This window comes from Streptacidiphilus sp. BW17 (assembly GCF_041262485.1).
Taxonomy (GTDB): domain Bacteria; phylum Actinomycetota; class Actinomycetes; order Streptomycetales; family Streptomycetaceae; genus Streptacidiphilus.
In genome coordinates, this window is the sequence record NZ_JBGCCR010000030.1 from 79033 (window position 1) to 96782 (window position 17750).

At 68.8% G+C, this 17750-nt stretch carries 14 protein-coding genes and 2 pseudogenes; 12 read left to right on the plus strand and 4 right to left on the minus strand.

Annotated features, from left to right (window positions below; all coding sequences use genetic code 11):
* Nucleotides 1-379 precede the first annotated feature (379 nt).
* Entirely contained in the window at nt 380-1444 is a 1065-nt protein-coding gene (locus ABH940_RS28780; RefSeq protein WP_370071984.1) for a LacI family DNA-binding transcriptional regulator, read from the minus strand.
* 444 nt (nt 1445-1888) lie between these two features.
* On the opposite strand from ABH940_RS28780, the gene araB reads away from it, so the two are divergent.
* The 8 genes from araB (at nt 1889) to ABH940_RS28820 (ending at nt 12985) form a co-directional block, all read left to right on the plus strand.
* Nucleotides 1889-3610, plus strand: a complete 1722-nt coding sequence (gene araB / locus ABH940_RS28785; RefSeq protein ID WP_370071985.1) for a ribulokinase — start codon at nt 1889-1891, stop codon at nt 3608-3610.
* Nucleotides 3607-4299 carry an L-ribulose-5-phosphate 4-epimerase gene (locus tag ABH940_RS28790; protein WP_370071986.1) on the plus strand — a complete coding sequence of 231 codons (693 nt, stop codon included), beginning with the start codon at nt 3607-3609 and terminating at the stop codon, nt 4297-4299. The genes araB and ABH940_RS28790 overlap by 4 nt, the downstream gene beginning before the upstream one ends.
* The gene (gene araA, locus ABH940_RS28795; RefSeq protein ID WP_370071987.1) at nt 4296-5804 is read left to right on the plus strand and encodes an L-arabinose isomerase; all 1509 of its coding nucleotides are present in this window, start codon (nt 4296-4298) and stop codon (nt 5802-5804) included. The genes ABH940_RS28790 and araA overlap by 4 nt, the downstream gene beginning before the upstream one ends.
* Nucleotides 5805-6041: 237 nt before the next feature.
* Complete coding sequence (locus ABH940_RS28800; protein ID WP_370071988.1) at nt 6042-7091, plus strand: LacI family DNA-binding transcriptional regulator; 1050 nt, start codon at nt 6042-6044, stop codon at nt 7089-7091.
* Nucleotides 7092-7222: 131 nt separating this feature from the next.
* Nucleotides 7223-8374, plus strand: a complete 1152-nt coding sequence (locus ABH940_RS28805) for a substrate-binding domain-containing protein (protein ID WP_370106589.1) — start codon at nt 7223-7225, stop codon at nt 8372-8374.
* 5 nt (nt 8375-8379) lie between these two features.
* Nucleotides 8380-9957: a sugar ABC transporter ATP-binding protein gene (locus ABH940_RS28810; RefSeq protein ID WP_370071990.1), complete on the plus strand. Its 1578-nt coding sequence runs from the start codon at nt 8380-8382 to the stop codon at nt 9955-9957.
* A complete protein-coding gene (locus ABH940_RS28815) occupies nt 9954-10961 on the plus strand; it encodes an ABC transporter permease (RefSeq protein WP_370071991.1) in 1008 nt (335 codons plus the stop codon). Before ABH940_RS28810 ends, ABH940_RS28815 begins: the two co-directional genes overlap by 4 nt.
* A gap of 1088 nt (nt 10962-12049) precedes the next feature.
* Nucleotides 12050-12985 (plus strand): NADP-dependent oxidoreductase, encoded by a 936-nt coding sequence (locus ABH940_RS28820; RefSeq protein ID WP_370071992.1) that lies wholly within the window; start codon nt 12050-12052, stop codon nt 12983-12985.
* Here the strand turns inward: ABH940_RS28820 and ABH940_RS28825 are convergent.
* Nucleotides 12972-13331 carry a hypothetical protein gene (locus ABH940_RS28825; protein ID WP_370071993.1) on the minus strand — a complete coding sequence of 120 codons (360 nt, stop codon included), beginning with the start codon at nt 13329-13331 and terminating at the stop codon, nt 12972-12974. The two genes, ABH940_RS28820 and ABH940_RS28825, sit on opposite strands and share 14 nt — an antisense overlap.
* A gap of 635 nt (nt 13332-13966) precedes the next feature.
* Here ABH940_RS28825 and ABH940_RS28830 point away from each other — a divergent pair.
* Both ABH940_RS28830 and ABH940_RS28835 read left to right on the plus strand, forming a co-directional pair.
* Nucleotides 13967-14353, plus strand: coding sequence for a hypothetical protein (locus ABH940_RS28830; RefSeq protein ID WP_370072000.1), 387 nt, complete (start codon nt 13967-13969; stop codon nt 14351-14353).
* A 267-nt stretch (nt 14354-14620) separates the two neighbouring features.
* The gene (locus ABH940_RS28835) at nt 14621-14767 is read left to right on the plus strand and encodes a hypothetical protein (RefSeq protein ID WP_370071994.1); all 147 of its coding nucleotides are present in this window, start codon (nt 14621-14623) and stop codon (nt 14765-14767) included.
* A 101-nt stretch (nt 14768-14868) separates the two neighbouring features.
* Here the strand turns inward: ABH940_RS28835 and ABH940_RS28840 are convergent, their stop codons facing one another.
* Entirely contained in the window at nt 14869-16233 is a 1365-nt protein-coding gene (locus ABH940_RS28840) for a glutamate decarboxylase (protein ID WP_370071996.1), read from the minus strand.
* A gap of 389 nt (nt 16234-16622) precedes the next feature.
* Between ABH940_RS28840 and ABH940_RS28845 the strand changes: the two genes are divergently transcribed.
* Complete coding sequence (locus ABH940_RS28845) at nt 16623-16817, plus strand: hypothetical protein (protein ID WP_370071997.1); 195 nt, start codon at nt 16623-16625, stop codon at nt 16815-16817.
* Nucleotides 16818-17140: 323 nt separating this feature from the next.
* A pseudogene (locus ABH940_RS28850) lies at nt 17141-17296 on the plus strand (GAP family protein); the annotation flags it as partial.
* Nucleotides 17297-17543: 247 nt separating this feature from the next.
* On the opposite strand, the pseudogene ABH940_RS28855 reads toward ABH940_RS28850, so the two are convergent.
* Nucleotides 17544-17750, minus strand: a pseudogene (locus ABH940_RS28855) (hypothetical protein); the annotation flags it as partial.

A 17750-nucleotide genomic window follows, 5' to 3' on the forward strand; every position in this document is an offset into this window, starting at 1 on the left:
CCATATGGCCTAGGCACGTCAAGGACTCTGACGGACCTTCGGGGAACCGCGAGGCCAGGGGGCGGCGGGGACGGCTAGGCCCTGTCGTCAAACTCCCGCCGGGCCCGGCTTGCCTGGTACGGCCTCCCCCGGCCTTCGGCTAGGGGGTGCCCCCACGCTGCGTTGTCGCATCGCCCAAGTACGGCCCAGTACGAGGGCGATCCTCCGCCTTGCAGCTGTCCGCACCAGACAACCCGGGCTGATCCGACGCGAGTTTGACGACAGGGCCTGGGCGGGGTGCGGTGGACGCTGCATCCGACGGTGCATCACCATGCGGCGGGTGACGCCGGCCGGTGCCGGCGGGTCGGTTCGCACCGGAAGCAGAGAGCGGTGCGGAGACTCAACGCAGTGCGGCGGCGCTGCTGGCGCGGATGACCAGGCGGGGCGGTATGACCACTCGCTCATCGCGTCGGGTCGCCTGCGTGTCGAGCAGGCTGACCAGCAGGCTGATGCTGGCCTGGCCCACGGCGGTGAAGTTCTGCCGGATCGTCGTCAGCGGCGGAAGGAAGAACTCCGCCTCGGGGATGTCGTCGAAGCCGACCACGGCCACGTCGTCGGGAACCGACATGCCGGCTTCGCGCAGCGCACGCAGTACGCCCAGCGCCATCTGGTCGTTGGCGACGAACACGGCCGTCGGCCCCTGGGCACGCCGCTGCGCCGCATCCATCGCGACTCGTCCGGCCAGCTCCTGGCCGATGCGGTAGCCCGACAACGGCGTCCAGTCTCCTACGAGCGGCTCAGGGACCGGAGCACCGGCCTCCTCGAGCGCCGCCCGCCAGCCCGTGCACCGCGCCTCTGCCTCCAGCCAGTCCATCGGCCCGGCCACGTGCCACACCGTGGGATGGCCGGTGGCGAGCAGGTGGCCGGTGGCCAGACGCGCGCCGAGTTGCTGGTCCACCGAGACGCTGGGGATCTTCAGGTCGTGGCCGCCTTCGACGGTGACCATCGGCAGCGGGACCTTCAGTTCGGTGAGCGCAGAGACGGCCTCGCGCTGCGGGACGATGACAACGATCCCCTCCACGCCCCGATCGCGCAGGTGGTCGATGGCGTCGGACAGAGCGGTCCGGGTGTAGTGACGCAGGTTCACGGTGGAGACCATGTAGCCCTCGTCCCGGGCCGCCTCCTCCAGCCCGAGCAGTGTGCTGGCAGGGCCGAACAGGGTGGGATGGCACGCCACCACCCCGAGGGTCAGCGTGCGCCGGGTCACCAGGGCGCGTGCGGAGGAGTTCCGCCGGTAGCCCAGCTCCTCGATCGCGCGGAGCACCTCGGCTCGGGTCACCTCGCGCACATGGGGGTGGTCGCTGAGCACGCGCGAGACGGTCTGGTGCGACACACCCGCCCGCTGGGCGACGTCCGCCATCGTCGGGGGCCGAGGCCCCGCGGCACTCTCCACGCCACGCGGCATCGCTTCCTCCTCCGTCGGCACGACTGTGCACGCTCACACAACTATAGGCCCAAGGTCTGCGCGCAGGACGCGGTCACTACGACTGGCACCTGGTGCCGCTCACGCTCCGGAAAAGGTAGCCGCTGAGCGAACGGACAGCCCGTCACACAGGGCTGCGCGGGGTTCCGGCTGGGTATGGCCATCTCGAACGCGCCGAGCGGCACCGGCCGACGGCTTGGATCCGGCGTCTCCGGGTGCCGAGTGGTTGACGTTGCCTCCTGTTAGCGTTCACAATCGCTCTGGCTGCTGGCCGTTGCACCGCCATGCACCCGGCGGGCGGCGGGCCTGCGATGCGCCCGGAGCTGGAGATCGCCCCGACCGTTACTTGCGGCCGACCTCGAGCAGATTGTTATCGCTAACATTTGCCCTGGCCCCGAGCCGGGCGCATACGACTGGAGCCTTCTGGTGCGAGAGCGCATACCACTCGACGAGGCCGTGACGATCGGCGTGGACTTCGGCACTCTGTCCGGCCGTGCCGTGGTCGTCTCCGTCGCCGACGGCACTCAGCTGGGAGAGGCCGTCCACGAATACCGCTACGGGGCGGTCGAGCACCTGCTCCCCGCGACCGGTGAGCGGCTTCCGCCCGACTGGGCGTTGCAGGTGCCCGAGGACTGGCGTGACGTCCTGCGCCTCGCAGTGCCCAAGGCCCTGGAGCGGGCTGGCGTGACGGCGGGCCAGGTGATCGGCATCGGTACCGACTTCACGGCGTGCACCGTGCTGCCTACCACTGCGGACGGGACGCCCCTGTGCGAACTGGCGCACTACGCGGCGCGGCCGCACGCGTACCCGAAGCTGTGGAAGCACCACGCCGCGCAGGCGCAGGCGGACCGGATCAACGCTCTCGCCACCCAGCGCGGGGAGAGCTGGCTGCGGCGCTACGGCGGGAGGATCTCCAGCGAGTGGGAGTACGCCAAGGCACTGCAACTCCTCGAAGAGGACACCGAACTGTACCGGGCGGCGGAGCGGTGGATCGAGGCGGCGGACTGGATCGTCTGGGAGCTGACGGGCGCCGAGAGCCGCAATCTGTGCACCGCCGGCTACAAGGGCATCCATCAGCCCGACCTGCTCGGCGACTCGGGGCGTCCCAGCGCCGACTTCCTGCGTGAGCTCAATCCCGGGTTCGGCGACTTCACCGACAAGCTGGACTTCCCCCTGTCGCCGCCGGGCGGCCGCGCAGGCGCCCTGAGCTCCCGGGCGGCGGCGTGGACCGGTTTGAACGAGGGCATCCCGGTCAGCGTGGGCAACGTCGACGCCCACGTCACCAATGCCGCCGCCCGGGCCCTGGAGCCCGGACACATGCTGGCGATCATGGGCACCAGCACCTGCCACATCATGAACTCCGACCGGCTCGCCGACGTACCGGGGATGTGCGGAGTCGTGAAGGACGGGGTCGTCCCCGGCCTTTGGGGGTACGAGGCCGGCCAGTCCGGTGTCGGTGACATCTTCGCCTGGGCGGTGCGTACGGCGATGCCGGAGGAGTACGCCCGTGAAGCCCGGGAGCGTGGAATCGGTCCGCACCAGCTGCTCACCGAGAAGGCCGCGGCTCAGCCCGTCGGTGCGCACGGCCTGGTGGCGCTGGACTGGCACAGCGGCAACCGGTCCGTTCTGGTCGACCACCACCTGTCGGGGCTCGTGCTCGGACTGACCCTGGACACCCGCCTTGAGGAGATCTACCGCGCGCTGCTGGAGGCCACCGCTTTTGGCGCACGCACCGTTGTCGACGCATTCGAGCTCGCCGGGGTCCCGGTCACCGAGTTCACCGTGGCAGGCGGCCTGCCGAAGAACGCCTTCCTCATGCAGATCTACAGCGACGTACTGTGCCGTCCGATCAACGTGATCGGCTCCGAGCAGGGCGGCGCCCTGGGCTCCGCCGTCCACGCCGCGGTGGCAGCCGGGGCCCACCCGGACATCCACGCCGCCTCGGCCGCGATGGGCAGCATCCACCGGGCCGTGTACACCCCCGACCCCGAACGGGCCCGCGTCTACGACCTCCTCTACGCCGAATACAAGGAGCTGCACGACCATTTCGGCCGCGGCGGCTCCGCCGCGATGCACCGGCTGCGCGTCATGCGCGCCCAGGCACGGACCACGAACGTCCTCCCCGACCTCGACGGAGCCCCCGCATGAGCACTGCCGAAGCAACTGACGCGCTCAGGACCGAAGTCTGCGCCCTGCACGCGGAGCTGATCCGCTGGGGGCTGGTCGCCTGGACCAGTGGCAATGTCAGTGCCCGCGTTCCCGGCAGGGAGCTGATGGTGATCAAGCCCTCCGGGGTCTCGTACGAGGACCTCACCCCCGATTCGATGATCGTCACCGATCTGTACGGGAGTGTCGTCGACGGCCACCATCAGCCGTCCTCCGACACCGCGGCCCACGCCTACGTCTACCGGAACATGCCCGAGGTCGGGGGAGTGGTGCACACCCACTCGCCCTACGCCACCGCCTGGTCCGCCGCCGGAGAGCCCATCCCCTGCGCGATCACGGCCATGGGGGACGAGTTCGGCGACGACATCCCCGTCGGGCCCTTCGCGCTGATCGGTGACCACTCCATCGGCGAGGGCATCGTGGCAACCCTCAAGGACCATCGCTCACCCGCGGTCCTCATGCGTCAGCACGGCGTCTTCACGATCGGCAAGGACGCCAAGGCGGCCGTCAAGGCAGCGGTGATGTGCGAGGACGTGGCACGGACCGTGCACCTGGCCCGGCAGTTGGGTCCGGTGCCCCGGCTTGGCCAGGCCGACATCGACAAGCTCTACGACCGCTACCAGAACGTCTACGGCCAGCAGAACACGACGACGACCGGAGCCGGCGCATGACCACTCCCGACGACCTGAAGCAGGTCTGGTTCCTCACCGGCAGCCAGCACCTGTACGGAGAGGAGACCCTGGGGCAGGTCGCCGCGCAGTCCCGGGCGATCTCGCAGGAGCTGCACGCAAGCGGCGAGTTGGCAGCCGAGCTGGTCTGGAAGCCGGTGCTGACCGATGCCGCGGCGATCCGCCGGGTGATGCTGGAGGCCAACGCGGACGACGCCTGCATCGGTGTCGTGGCCTGGATGCACACGTTCTCCCCGGCCAAGATGTGGATCGCTGGTCTGGACGCGCTCGCCAAGCCGTTGCTGCACCTGCACACTCAGTCGCATGTCGAGATCCCCTGGGCCGGCATCGACATGGACTTCATGAACCTCAACCAAGCAGCCCACGGCGACCGCGAGTTCGGCTACGTCCAGTCACGTCTCGGCGTACCCCGCAAAACGGTCGCCGGTCACGTCAGCGACCCGCGAGTCGCCTCCCGGGTCGGGGTGTGGACCCGTGCCGCGGCGGGGCGCGCTGAGCTGCGCAGCCTGAGGATCGCCCGGTTCGGGGACAACATGCGCGACGTCGCGGTGACCGAGGGCGACAAGGTCGACGCGCAACTGCGGTTCGGCGTCTCCGTGAACACCTACGGCGTCAACGACCTGGTCGAGGTGGTCGACGCGGTCTCGGATGCCGATGCCGACGCGTTGGCCAAGGAATACGAGGAGCTGTACGCAGTCGCTCCGGAACTGCGGAAGGGGGGAGAGCGGCATGCCTCGCTGCGCTACGCGGCCCGGATCGAGGTCGGCCTGCGCACCTTCCTGGGTGAGGGCGGCTTCAAGGCCTTCACCACCAACTTCCAGGACCTGGGCGGCCTGCGTCAGCTACCAGGAGTCGCGGTGCAGCGGCTGATGGCCGACGGGTACGGCTTCGGCGGCGAGGGCGACTGGAAGACCTCCGCGCTGCTGCGCACGCTGAAGTCCATGGGCCGAGGGCGCCCGGGGGGCACGTCCTTCATGGAGGACTACACCTACGACCTGACACCCGGGCGGCAGTTGATCCTCGGCGCGCACATGCTCGAGGTGTGCCCCAGCATCACCACGGCTCGGCCGAGCGCGAAGATCCACCCGCTGGGCATCGGCGGCCGGGAGGACCCGGTGCGGCTGGTCTTCGACGCGGACCCCGGCGTCGGCGTGGTGGTCGGTCTCGCGGACATGGGCGACCGGTTCCGGCTGGTGGCCAACGAGATCGACATCGTCGAACCGCCTGAGCCTTTGCCCGCCCTGCCCGTGGCTCGCGCCGTCTGGGCACCGCGCCCGGACCTGACCACCTCGGCGGAGGCGTGGCTCACTGCGGGCGGGCCCCATCACACGGTGCTCTCCACCGCGGTCGGGAGCGAGGAGCTGTATGACTTCGCGGAGATGACGGGCACGGAACTGGCCCTGATCGACGCGGGCACCACGGTGCGTCGCCTCACCCAGGAACTGCGCTGGAACCAGGCCTATCACCGTCTGGCGCAGGGCTTCTGAGCCCGCGAGCGTGCTGCGGTGCCCGGGGCCGCTCTCTTCGGTTGATGCGCGGAGACGCTGCTGCCGCATGCCCTTCGGCGTGGGTTGGGGGAAACGCAATCGTGACCTGCAAGACCCATTGACGCGCCTGTATGTGAACGCTAACAATCGAGTGCCCCCGACCACTGGGGCTGTCGGGCCGAGTGCGGGCCGGCAGCCCCAGCCTCTCTCAGAGCACCGAACGGCCAGGAGTCGCACATGCCAGCAGATAGGACCGCCCACGGTGTGCAAGCCGTGATGGCGGATGTCGCGGCACTGGCCGGCGTCTCCCACCAGACGGTCTCCCGCGTGCTCAACGACCGTCCGAACGTCCGCCCGGCAACCCGGGAGCGGGTGCTGGCCGCAGTCCGTGAGCTGGACTACCGTCCGAACGCCGCGGCGCGCATGCTGGTGACCCGTCGTTCCCGGACCCTCGGCGTCATCAGCTTCGACAGCGCGCTCTACGGGCCTGCGCAGATGCTGCACGGCATCGAGCAGGCGGCGCGCAGCGCCGGATACTTCGTCAGCATCGCGAGTCTGCGCTACCAGGATGTCCGCTCCGTTCGCGAAGCCGTGGACCGACTGCGCGACCAGGCCGTCGAAGGCATCGCCGTCATCGCGTCGCAGGCCTTGACCGTCGCCGCTTTCGCGCAGCGCATCGGCACCGTCCCCATGGTCACCGTGGGCGCGATCGACCCCGCCCGACTGCCGGGGGCGGGAGTGGACAACCTCGTCGGCGCCGAGGCAGCCGTCCGCTACCTGCTCGACCTCGGTCATGAGACCGTGCACCACGTCGCGGGACCGGCGGACTGGCTCGAGGCCAACGCGCGGGAGGCGGGATGGCGCAACGCACTTGGAGCCCGGTCCCGGAGGGTTCCCGACAGTCTTTCCGGCGACTGGTCGTCCCGATCGGGATACGAGGCGGGCCTGCGCCTGCGTCGTGACTCCTCGGCGACTGCGATTTTCTGTGCCAACGACCACATGGCGCTCGGAGTTCTGCGTGCCTTCCACGAGATCGGTCGGCGGGTACCTGAGGACGTGAGCGTCGTCGGTTTCGACGACATCCCCGAGGCCGCGTTCCTCGCCCCGCCGCTCACGACTGTGCGGCAGGACTTCGGCGAGCTGGGCCGACGCGGCCTTGAACTGCTGGTGCACCATGTCGAGACCCCCGATCCCCGCAAGAAAGGCACGACCGTGGGCCACCAGGCGGCGATTGTCGCACCGGAGCTGGTCCTGCGGGCCAGCAGCGGCCGTCCTCCGGGGCGCTGACCTCGTCTCACCGAGCCCACGTGCACAGCAAACTGACAGCCATGCATGTTAGCGATAACAGACTTGGCCGTGCGACCTCCGCGCGGCCGTTCCTCACCACCCACCCCTGACAGAAGTCGGAAGAGGACATCATGAGCGCTACCGCAACCCGCCGGGCCAGAGGCCTCCGTGTCGCGGCCATCGTGGCAGTCGCGTCGATGACGCTGATCGTGACCGCCTGCAGCAAGCAGGGTGCCGGCAGCAGCAGCGACGCCGGAAGCTCGGGTGCCACCGCCGCGGCAGCGCCGATCCAGGGCGACATCACGTTCAACGACACCGACCTGGCCAAGGTCGACGCCGCTCTCAAGGCGGCTCTGCAGGGCAAGAACCTGTCCAGCCTGGACCTGGCCATGGTCGTGAACGTCGCCGTGGACTACTGGAACGCCGGAAAGGTCGGTTTCAACAAGGGCATCGCGGACCTCGGAGTCAAGGGCACCTTCCAGGCCCCCGCCAATGGCCGGCTCGACCAGCAGCTCTCGATCATCCAGACCCTGCGCGGCCAGAGCATCTCCGCCTTCTCCGTCTCGGCGATCGACCCGACTGCGATCAAGTCACCCATCCAATCCGCCGATTCGGCCGGAATCCCGGTACTGGCGATCGACTCGCCCCTCCCCGCTGAGGACGGCGCCGCCCTCTACCTGGGCACCCCGAACTACGAGGCAGGCATGAAGGCCGGTGAGGCGATGAAGGCCGCACTCGGGGGCAAGGGCGAGGTGGTGATCCTGGTCGGCTCGCTCACCGCGTCCAACGCGGTCCAGCGCATCCAGGGATTCGAGGACGCCCTGAAAGGCACCGCCATCAAGGTCGTCAACAAGCTGTCGGACGGCATGGATGCCTCCAACGCCCTGACCAACGCGCAGACCGCGATCCAGACGGACCCCAACGTCAACGGCCTGTACGGGGTCTACTCCTACGACGGCCCCTCGGCCGCGCAGGCGGTCCAGGCAGCCGGGAAGGCAGGCCAGGTCAAGGTCATCTCCGACGACACGGACGCGCAGACCCTGACCTTCATCAAGCAGGGCGTCATCCAGGCCAGCATCGTCCAGTCGCCCTACCAGCAGGGCTACACCGGCGCCTACCTGCTCGCCGCACTCAAGGTGCTGGGCACGAACGCCACGATGAACATCGTCAAGCCCTACCTGGAGTCCGACGGCACCACCCTCAGCTCCGGCGTCGGCGTGCTGACCCAGGGCAACCTGAGCGCCTTCGAGGCCAAGCAGGCCCAGCTCGGCATCTCGGGGTGAGACAGATGACCACCAGTGCTCCCCGCACCAGCACGGGACACGCTGCCGACGCGGCTGCGGTGCTGCGCGCGGTGAAGAAGAGCTACGGTCCCGTCACCGTACTGGACATCCCCGAGCTCGAGCTACGGCGTGGTCAGATCACCTGTGTCGTAGGAGAGAACGGCGCCGGAAAGTCCACCCTCATGGGTGTGCTGTCCGGCACCGTCTCCCCGACGGCGGGGGAGATCCTGATCGCCGGCCAGGCCCTGCAGCCGGGGCGGCCCGACCACGCAAAGGCCCTCGGCGTCAGCATGGTCGCGCAGGAGTTCCCCCTGGTGGGCCGGCTCAGCGTCGCCGAGAACCTGCTGCTGGGCCGCCACACCCGTGCCACCCAGAACGCAGGCGCGTTGCGCCGGGCGCTGTTCGACCGCTCCGGCACCACCAGGGAGGCCCGGGAGCTGCTCGAGGACATCGGCGTCCACGGCGTCGACGTCGAGCGGCCGGTGGAGCAACTGCCGGTCCCGCTGCGGCAGATGATCGAGATCGCCAAGGCCTGGGGCAACCGGCCCCTGGTCCTCATCCTCGACGAACCCACGTCGTCGCTGGGGCCGGTGGAGGCCGGGAAGGTGCTCGACCTGGCCCGGCGGCACACCGCGGCGGGGGGAGCCGTCCTGTTCATCGGCCACCGCCTCGACGAGGTGCGGGACATCGCCGACCGCGTCGTGGTCCTGCGCAGCGGGAGGCTGGTGGCGGACCTCAGCCCGGTGGAGGCCACCGAGGAGCGCATGATCCGCGAGATGGTCGGCAGCGAGCTGGCCCACGGCGACATCGCGCCGCCCTTCACCGTGGACTCCCGCATCGTCCTGGCCACCCGCGGGCTGACCGCCGACGGCCTGGGCCCGGTCGACCTGGAGCTGCGCGCGGGAGAGATCGTCGGTGTCGCCGGACTGATGGGCTCCGGCCGCAGTCGGCTGCTCCACACCGTCATGGGCGCCCAGCCCCGCACCGGCGGTGAGACGGAACTGAACGGAAAGCCCTTCCGCCCGCGGCACCCGGCCGACGCGGTCGCCGCCGGAATCGGGCTGGTACCCGAGGACCGCAAGGAGCAGTCCCTGCTCCTGCACCACCCGGTCCGATGGAACGCGACGCTGGCCACCCTGCGCCGCGACTCCTCGCACGGCGTGCTCACCCCCAAGGGGGACAAGGACCGCTCACGGCAGATCGTCAAGGACCTGGGGGTGCGCATGCACTCGCAGGAGCAGCCGATCGGATCCCTGTCCGGCGGGAACCAGCAGAAGGTGGTCTTCGGCCGCTGGCTGCATGCGAACCCCGACCTCCTGCTCCTGGACGAGCCCACCCGTGGCGTCGACGTCGGCGCGAAGGCCGAGATCTACCACCTCATCGACAAGGCGGCGCGCAACGGGCTGGCGGTTCTGGTGGCTTCCTCGGAACTGGAGGAGCTGCTCTGGATCTGTCACCGGATCGTCGTCATGGCCCACGGGCAGATAGTCGCCGACTTGCAGCGTGAGCACTTCACCAAGGAACGGATCATGACAGCAGCCGCAGGCACCCAGCACCTGGTAGGCACGGAGGAACCGGCATGACCACCCAGACCGCTCCCCTCCGCGAGGGAGCCGAGACGCCTTCGCGGCACCGACTGCGCACCCTGGTCGAGACACCCGAAGTCGGTGTCGTCACAGCCTGCGTGGCCGTGTTCATCGGACTCGCGCTCGCCCGTGACACCTTCGCCAGCGCGGTCAACCTCCAGGGCATGGGCTTCGACCTGGCCCAGTACGGGCTCATCGCGATCGGGGAGTCCCTGGTCATCCTCACCGGCGGCATCGACCTCTCGGTCGGCGCGCTGCTGGGCACCTCGGTGATCCTCATGTCCTGGTTCAACGTCCGGGCCGGCCTGCCGGCCGGGGTCGCCGTGATCGCGACGCTCGCCATCACCGGACTTGTGGGCCTGTGGCACGGCGTCGCGGTGACACGGCTCAAGATGCCGCCCTTCGTCGTGACCCTGGTGACGTACACGGTGGCGCAGGGCGTCACCCTGGCGATCACCTCGGGCACCTCGATCGTGGGGATCTCCGGCTTCTTCGGCGACGTCGGGCAGACCTACATCGCCCAGATCCCCGTGCCCCTGATCCTCTTCGTCATCGTCGCCGTGCTGGCCTGGTTCTTCCTGGAACGCACCTACGCGGGACGCCAGGTGTACGCGGTCGGCGGCAATCCCGAGGCGGCGCGCCTGGCCGGCATCCGGGGCGACCGGCGGGTCATCTCGATGTACGTGGCCAGCTCCCTCCTGTCCGGCCTGGCCTCGATGCTGGTACTCGGTCGCATGGGTGTCGGCTCCGCCAGCGGGGTCGGTGTCGGATGGGAGCTCTCCGCGATCGCCGCGGCGGTCATCGGCGGTGTCAGCCTGGTCGGCGGCCAGGGCCGGATCCTCGGAATCGTGGCAGGCACGATTCTGCTGGAGCTGATCAACAACGGGTTGACGACGCTTCAGATCAACTCCAACTACACCAATATCGTTCTGGGCGGAGTCCTGGGCATCGCCATCCTCGCCGACCGCCTGCGAGCCGGGCACCTCGCAAAGCGCACCTGAAACAGGGGGTGGCGAGGGCTTCGCGATCGGCGTCCTCAGCTGCTTCGCGCGGGCGCCGACCTCAGACAGGCGCCCGCGCAGCTCTGCGGGCGTGCGCTGCACCCGTGCCAGTTCACAGTCCGCGACATGGCGCGGGTCAGCGAACCCGGTCAGGATCTCGCCCTCCGCGAGCAATGCGATTCTCGAGATGGAGATGGCCGATCCAGACGGAGAGGCGCAGTCAACTCCTGACGTTACGTCAGTATTGCGTGACCGTAGTGAAGGCAATGGCAGCCGATGCGAAGCTCCCGGTCGCAGCCGCATTCCTCGCAGTACCGACCGGTGCTCGGGGTGGCGCACGCCGGACATGCCGGCAGATCAGCCGACGGCGTGGGCTGCTCAGGCCCAGGCCGTCCGGTCGCGGGCGTCTGCGCGGTTTGCGGTCCTGCGGAAATGATCAGTCCGCAGTAATCGCAGTAGTCGTCGCTCTGGGAGACGTGGCCCTGCTGGCAGGTCGGCACGGTCTGGAGAACACCCTTGGACGGGCCTGAACTGTGGTGGGGATCGAGGCAGGCCCGGGCTCCTCCTGAGTCCACGCTTCCCCGGAGTCGGATGGTTCCTGCCTCGCCTCGATCCCCACGTCACTCATCCACGGGATACCGTCGTCATCCTCTGGTTCCGGGCTGCTCGGTACCCCAGCTGAGCGGGGGCGTCCATGCAGGACACCGCTCACGGCACGCCGGCCTCCGCCGCCCGACGGGTGCTCAGTGCGCCAGGATGGCCCGGCTCGGGGAAGAACGCCAGGGCCGAGCACGGAGCTACACGCGCTGGGGGCGTCCGCCGTATCGGCGCGCGGTAGGGGCGGTCGGCCCGCCCCTCTCACTCGACCTGCACGGGTGTCGGTACACCGACCGGATGACAGGCCGTTCCAGGTGATCGAGAAGGCGCCGCCGGACAGGCCGGAGATGGTGGCCTCGGGGACGCCCGAGTCGGAGAGCACCGCTGGCGGCCGCGCCGCCGACGCTGCTTACCTGGGTTCAGAGACGCAAGGGTGTAGAAGTGAACGAGGCCTGTTCCGCGCTGACGCCCCGACACCCCGGAGTTCCCGAATGAAGGCTCTCGTAACCCGCGAGTACACGACGCTCGACGGGGTCATCGTCACTGACATCCCGAAGCCCGTCGCAGGTCCCGGTGAGGTGCTGGTCAAGGTGGAAGCCGCAGCCCTCAACCCGCTGGACCTTGCGCTGATCACGGGTGCGATGAAGGAGGTCTTCCCGGTCGAGCACCCGCTCGTCGTGGGGATGGACGCCGCGGGCACCGTCGCCGAAGTCGGTCAGGGGGTGACGGCCTACGCACCGGGCGACCCGGTGCTCGCCTTCACCGGTCAAGCCGGGGCCGTCGCCGAGTACACCGTGGTCGCGGTGGGCCCGCACCTCGCCAAGCGGCCCGCCGGCCTGGTCGCACCGCACGGCGCGGCCATCCCCGAGTCCGGGATGACGGCCATGTGCCTGCTGCGCGCAGTCGGCCTGGCAGTGGGCGAGAGCGTACTGGTGGTCGGCGCGACGGGAGGCATCGGCCTGTATGCGGTGCAGCTCGCCGCCTCACTCGGCGCCAAGGTGATCGCCACAGCAACCCCCGAGGACGCGGACTACGTGCGCGGGCTCGGCGCGCAGGGCACCGTCGACTACAAGGCGGGCGACGTCGCGGAGCAGACGCTGCGTCAGGTCCCGGACGGGGTGGATGCGGTGGTCGACCTGATCAATCGCGGTGACGCGCTCTCCAGCACGGCCCGCGCGGTCCGCGCTGGGGGCAGGCTGGTCTCCCCGCTGTTCGGGCCGGAGGACCTGGGCCGGGGAGTCACTGGTGTCTACATCGGCAGCTTCACCGCCGAGCCGGGCGACCTGGAGGACCTGGCCGCCCGCGCGGCCGACGGGCGGCTGCGGGTGGAGGTCGGCGCTACCTACCCGTTCGCCGACGCCCCGCAGGCGGTGTCCGACTTCGCGGGCAAGCACATCCGGGGCAAAGTCGTCATCACCGCCCCGTAACGAGACTGGTGACCTCGGTGTCATGCCCAGCGCCCGCACTCCACTCCGTCACGTACTCCTTGAAGCGCAGGGAGCCGTACTTGCGGATGTGCTCGGCCTTGCTCGGGTTCTTTGCCGCGAGCTCGCGCTTCTCCCGGTAGATCTCCGTCAGGCGGGCGGTGGCCTTCTCCTGGTTGGAGAACCCAGCTTCCCCGGTCTGCTGGCCCTGGGCGTTCCGGTACCTGATCGTGCAGTTGTGCGGGCAGTTCGCCCACCGCGACTCGGGACGGGTGCGGTCCTTGAAGAACTGGCCTATGCCGTGGGCCAGGGTCTTTGCTGCGATGCTCTGGGACTCCTCCGCGACCAATGCTGACTTTTGCTGACCACGGAGGATGCGACACACCTCTGAGCAGGGAAGAAACGCCAGGGTTGTGATATGCCCGACATTCCCTCTGGCCAGAAGCTACAGCCTAGTTCAAGGGAGCTTTGCGGGGGACTCGGATCGAGTGTCCGCCTGGAGGGTGGACCTTGGGGGCGAGGTTGGTGTGGGGCGCCGGGCAAGCCCGTGACCAGGTCCTTCCGTGCTGCACGGCGATAGCGGCCGTTCTGCCAGGTGCAGAAGTTGCAATCTGAGGGCAAGCCGTGGCCGGCGGATCCGGGGGGCGTGTCGATCTGGCGGGGATGAACTGCGGATCCCGAGTATGTCCGCGCCTGACAACGTCGGCCAGAGCAATGCTGACCTAATGCTGACTTTTCTGATCATGCGTCAGGAAGGCAAATCGTGCGCGCCTTCAGTGATGCTCGTCCGGGCTGGTCTGAACCCGGCTGGTGTTGATCGTGGAAGAACAGAGCGTCCGCAGGACGATCAGTCAGCGTGAGTCAGAAATCCCCTCCCATCAGGGAGGGGGCAGTCAAGTCAGCACCTTGCCCAGGCCACCGGTCAACTCAGCTGCAGTGAGGCAGTACTGGAGCGGTCGCCAGGATTCACGGGTCACGCCGCCGATGCCGGGCGGCGCAGTAGAGTGCTTCATCGGGTCCGGGCCGCGGCCTCGGGGGAGTCGAGAGGATTCCCCGCCATCGGGTGTTGAGTCGAGCCGTCGAATCACCATCTTCGGAGCGGGCTACATCGGTCTGGTGACCGGCGCGTGCCTGGCCGAGCTGGGCCACCAGGTCGTCCTGCGCGACGTCGCCGAGGACAGAGTCGAGGCGCTGCGGCGCGGCGAGGTCCCATTCTACGAGCCCGGCCTCGCCGCGCTGCTGCAGGGCAACGCCGAGCGGCTGACGTTCACTCTGGATGCGGGCCTGGCCCTGGCGCAGGCGGAGGTCGCCTACGCGTGCGTGGACACCCCGCCTGGGCCGACGGGCGCCGCCGATCTGTCGCGGGTCTAGTCGGTGGTCGAGGGCCTGAAGCGCGCGCCCGCGCTACGTGCCGTGGTGGTGAAGTCGACGGTGCCGATCGGGACCGGAGCGCGGATCCGTCAGGTGCTGGACGCCAGTGGGATGGCGGGGGTGGGGTATGCCTGGAATCCGGAGTTCACGGCGGAGGGCAAGGAAGAAGAGTTGGACCCCCAGCCCCGGCCTGGGCGAGGACGTGCTGTCGGGGATCTATCGGCACGCGGCGGCAGCGTCGGAGCTGATGGCTGCGCGGGAGCTGACGTGGGCACCCGGTCTCACCGCACCCACCCCGCCGCCACCCAGAGCGAAGCCCTGTTCCCCGTCGTCACCGACTCGGACGGTGCCGCGCCGAAGCGACCCGCCTGGTCGATCGAGCCCGCCGGGCTCGAAGCACCGCGTGATCACTGACGGCGGGGGCACGCCGCCGCCATCACCTCTGACGATGACGCAACGCTCAACTCCAGGGAGCGACTCCGCCGCCCGTCCCAGAGGGGTGTGGGTTGCGGGCGTCAGTAGCCCGTCCCTCTCTTGACCCGGGCCCGCTCGACGTCGCTGGTCGTACCCTTGTGGTCCAAGGTGGCACACGCGTTGGCAATGTCCTGGGTCAGGCGATGGATCTGCTCGCGGCTCAGGGTCTCTTTGACGAGGGCACGCAGGATTTTCACCCGCTCGGCGTTGGGCGGAAGCGTGTACGCCGGCACCATCCAGCCGCGCTCGGCCTGGAGCTGCCAGGCGATGTCGGACTCGTCGTAGGCGTGCTTGCCGGTGAGGCGGAAAGCCACCAGCGGTAGCTGCTCCAGGTCGCTGCCGATCACTTCGAAGCGGCCGCTCCTACGCAGGTTGTCCGCCATCGCGCGGGCGTTCGACTGCATCGTCTCCATGACGTAGGTGTAGCCCTGGCGACCCAGCCGTACGAAGTTGTAGTACTGCGCGAGCACCATCGACGCGCCGGTCGAGAAGTTCAGCGTGAACGTCGCGTCGGTCTTGCCCAGGTAGTTCTCGTAGAACACGAGCTTCTCGGCCAGGTCGGACTCCTCACGGAAGACCAGCCACCCGATGCCGGGGTAGACGAGGCCGTACTTGTGTCCCGAGACGTTGATCGAGCGGACCCGCTCGAGCCGGAAGTCCCATTTCGAGTCCGGGTAGAGGAAGGGCCACACGAAGCCGCCGCTGGCGGCGTCAACGTGGATCGGGATGTCGAGGTCCCGTTCCTTGTGGACGTCCCGCAGAAGCTTGTCGATCCCGACGACGTCGTCCTTGTGGCCGGTGAACGTGGTGCCGAGGACGGCGACGACGCCGATCGTGTTCTCGTCGAGGTGGGGCTCCACGTCCTCAGGACCGATCGTGTACTTGTTTTCGGCAAGGGGCACGATCCGCGGCTCGACGTCGAAGTAGCGGCAGAACTTCTCCCACACAACGTGGACATCGCCGCCAAAGACCAGGTTGGGTCGGTCGACCGAGAGGTTGGCCGCCTGGCGGCGCTCCTGCCACTTCCACTTCAGCGACAGCGCGCCGAGCATGATCGCCTCGGACGAGCCCTGGGTCCGACATCCGGTGGTCTTGCCCGGTGCGTGGAAGAGGTCCGCGAGCATGCGCACGCAGCGCTGCTCGATCTCGGCGGAAATGGGGTACTCCGCGTGGTCGATGAAATTGCGGTGGAGGTTCTCGGCGATGATCCGTCGTGCCTCCGGCTCCATCCACGTGGTGACAAACGTGGCGAGGTTGCGCTGCGGGTCGCCCTCCATGACGAGGTCCTCGTCCAGCAGCCTCATAGCGTCCGTCGCCGTCATGCCCTCTTCGGGGAACGTCTCCGAAGGAGCTGGCATGGTGAGGAAACGGTTACCGAACAGGGACGCGGCGTCACTCTTGCTCATACCGAGATTCAACCGCCCCCGGCGCGAGTGCCATGCCCAGGACCTGTGGACGGGCTCGGAATACATCCGGATGAGTGCAGATCTGCTGAGCTGAGGGCGCCATTTGGATCAGGTTGCGAGTATGAGCGACGCGGCGTGATCAGGGTGTTGACACCTGAACGGCACTCGGAGCCTTAGACGCCGTTGTCGTACCGATCATGGTGAGCATCGGGTTCGATTGGTGCGGCTCGGTCGGGTGATCTTCAGTGGGTGCGCGCATGAAGACAGGGCCTCCTGGTCAGCTCGGGATTGTCGAAGCCCGAAGCCCAGGAGGCCCTTGTGTCTCAGTCTTGCGATGACGCCCGCGGTGGGCTCTCGGTCGCGTCCCGCGGCCTCGCGAACGCGGCGAAGTGGGCGCGGTCCAACGCGCCCTCATCGCCGACATCCTCGGACCGGGCGTCACCAGCCGCGAGGACTTCCCCCTGCTCTGCGAGTCACTCCTGGTGCTCCACCGGGGCCTCGCACTCACCGGCGTCCTGCGTGAGAACCCGGCGTTCGACGACGAGATGCTGCGACTGTGGGCGGAGCGCTTCCTCAAGGGTTAGCCGGCGGGTCGATACGCTCGCCATCTCCAGAGGCCGTGCTCAAGGAGCCGTGTTCGGTGAGTCCCCAAGAGATCCACAGGCCGCACTGTGTCAGTGTGGTGGAAGGGACCAGGCTGCTGTGGCAGTCCAGGGCGGTAAGCGTCTCGAGCAGGGCAGGCTTCAACTTCCAAGTCCCCGGGCCGCTCGCCTGACCGCAGCGGAAGGCACCGTCGTGGTCGAGGAATGCGCTGGACCCCTCCTGCCGAGTGAGGGATACCAAGCCTGCACGCCCCCCAACGTTCGTGAGGCTCTCGATGGCCGATCGCCACGGTTCTTGACTCGTCCTGCTCGGCCTGGCCATCACCCTTGAGCCGGCGCCGATCATCGCGTTCATTCTCCTGCTGTCCGCGGAGCGGGGAGTACGCAAGGGATTGGCCTTTATCCTGGCCTGGCTCTCGTCGCTCGTTCTCGTCCTCGCCCTGGTTGTCCTGGCTACTGGCGGCAACCCGCCCGCGTGCACGGTCGCTTCGCAGCAGGTCGGTGCTGCTGCTATCGACCCGGGGTACAGAGACCGGAGGATTGCCATGGCTCTTGTGGCGTCACCGCCAGCGCGTGCTCATTGTGCTGGCGCTCTGCAGCGCCTTCGCGCTGAAGTTCTCCGAGCGGCTCTTCCAGCGCCAGGCCCGCCGGGCCCGCCAGGCCCGCGGGGTGTGATCCGGCCTCTGCGCACCGGCTGTGCGCCGCGGTTCACGGACCGAGAAGCAGCTCTTGAATCAGGATGGCGACTGCCGTAGCGGCGAGGGACCAGCCGAAGAGGCGGGCTCGCAGCGTCGAATAGCGGGCGGTGTATTCCTGCCGTATGGCGTTGCTGCGTTCGGCGAGGCGGCGGATGGTGGCACGGGAGGTTTCCATGCGATCGGCCGTGTAGACGCGGATCACCTCTTCGCGTTGGGC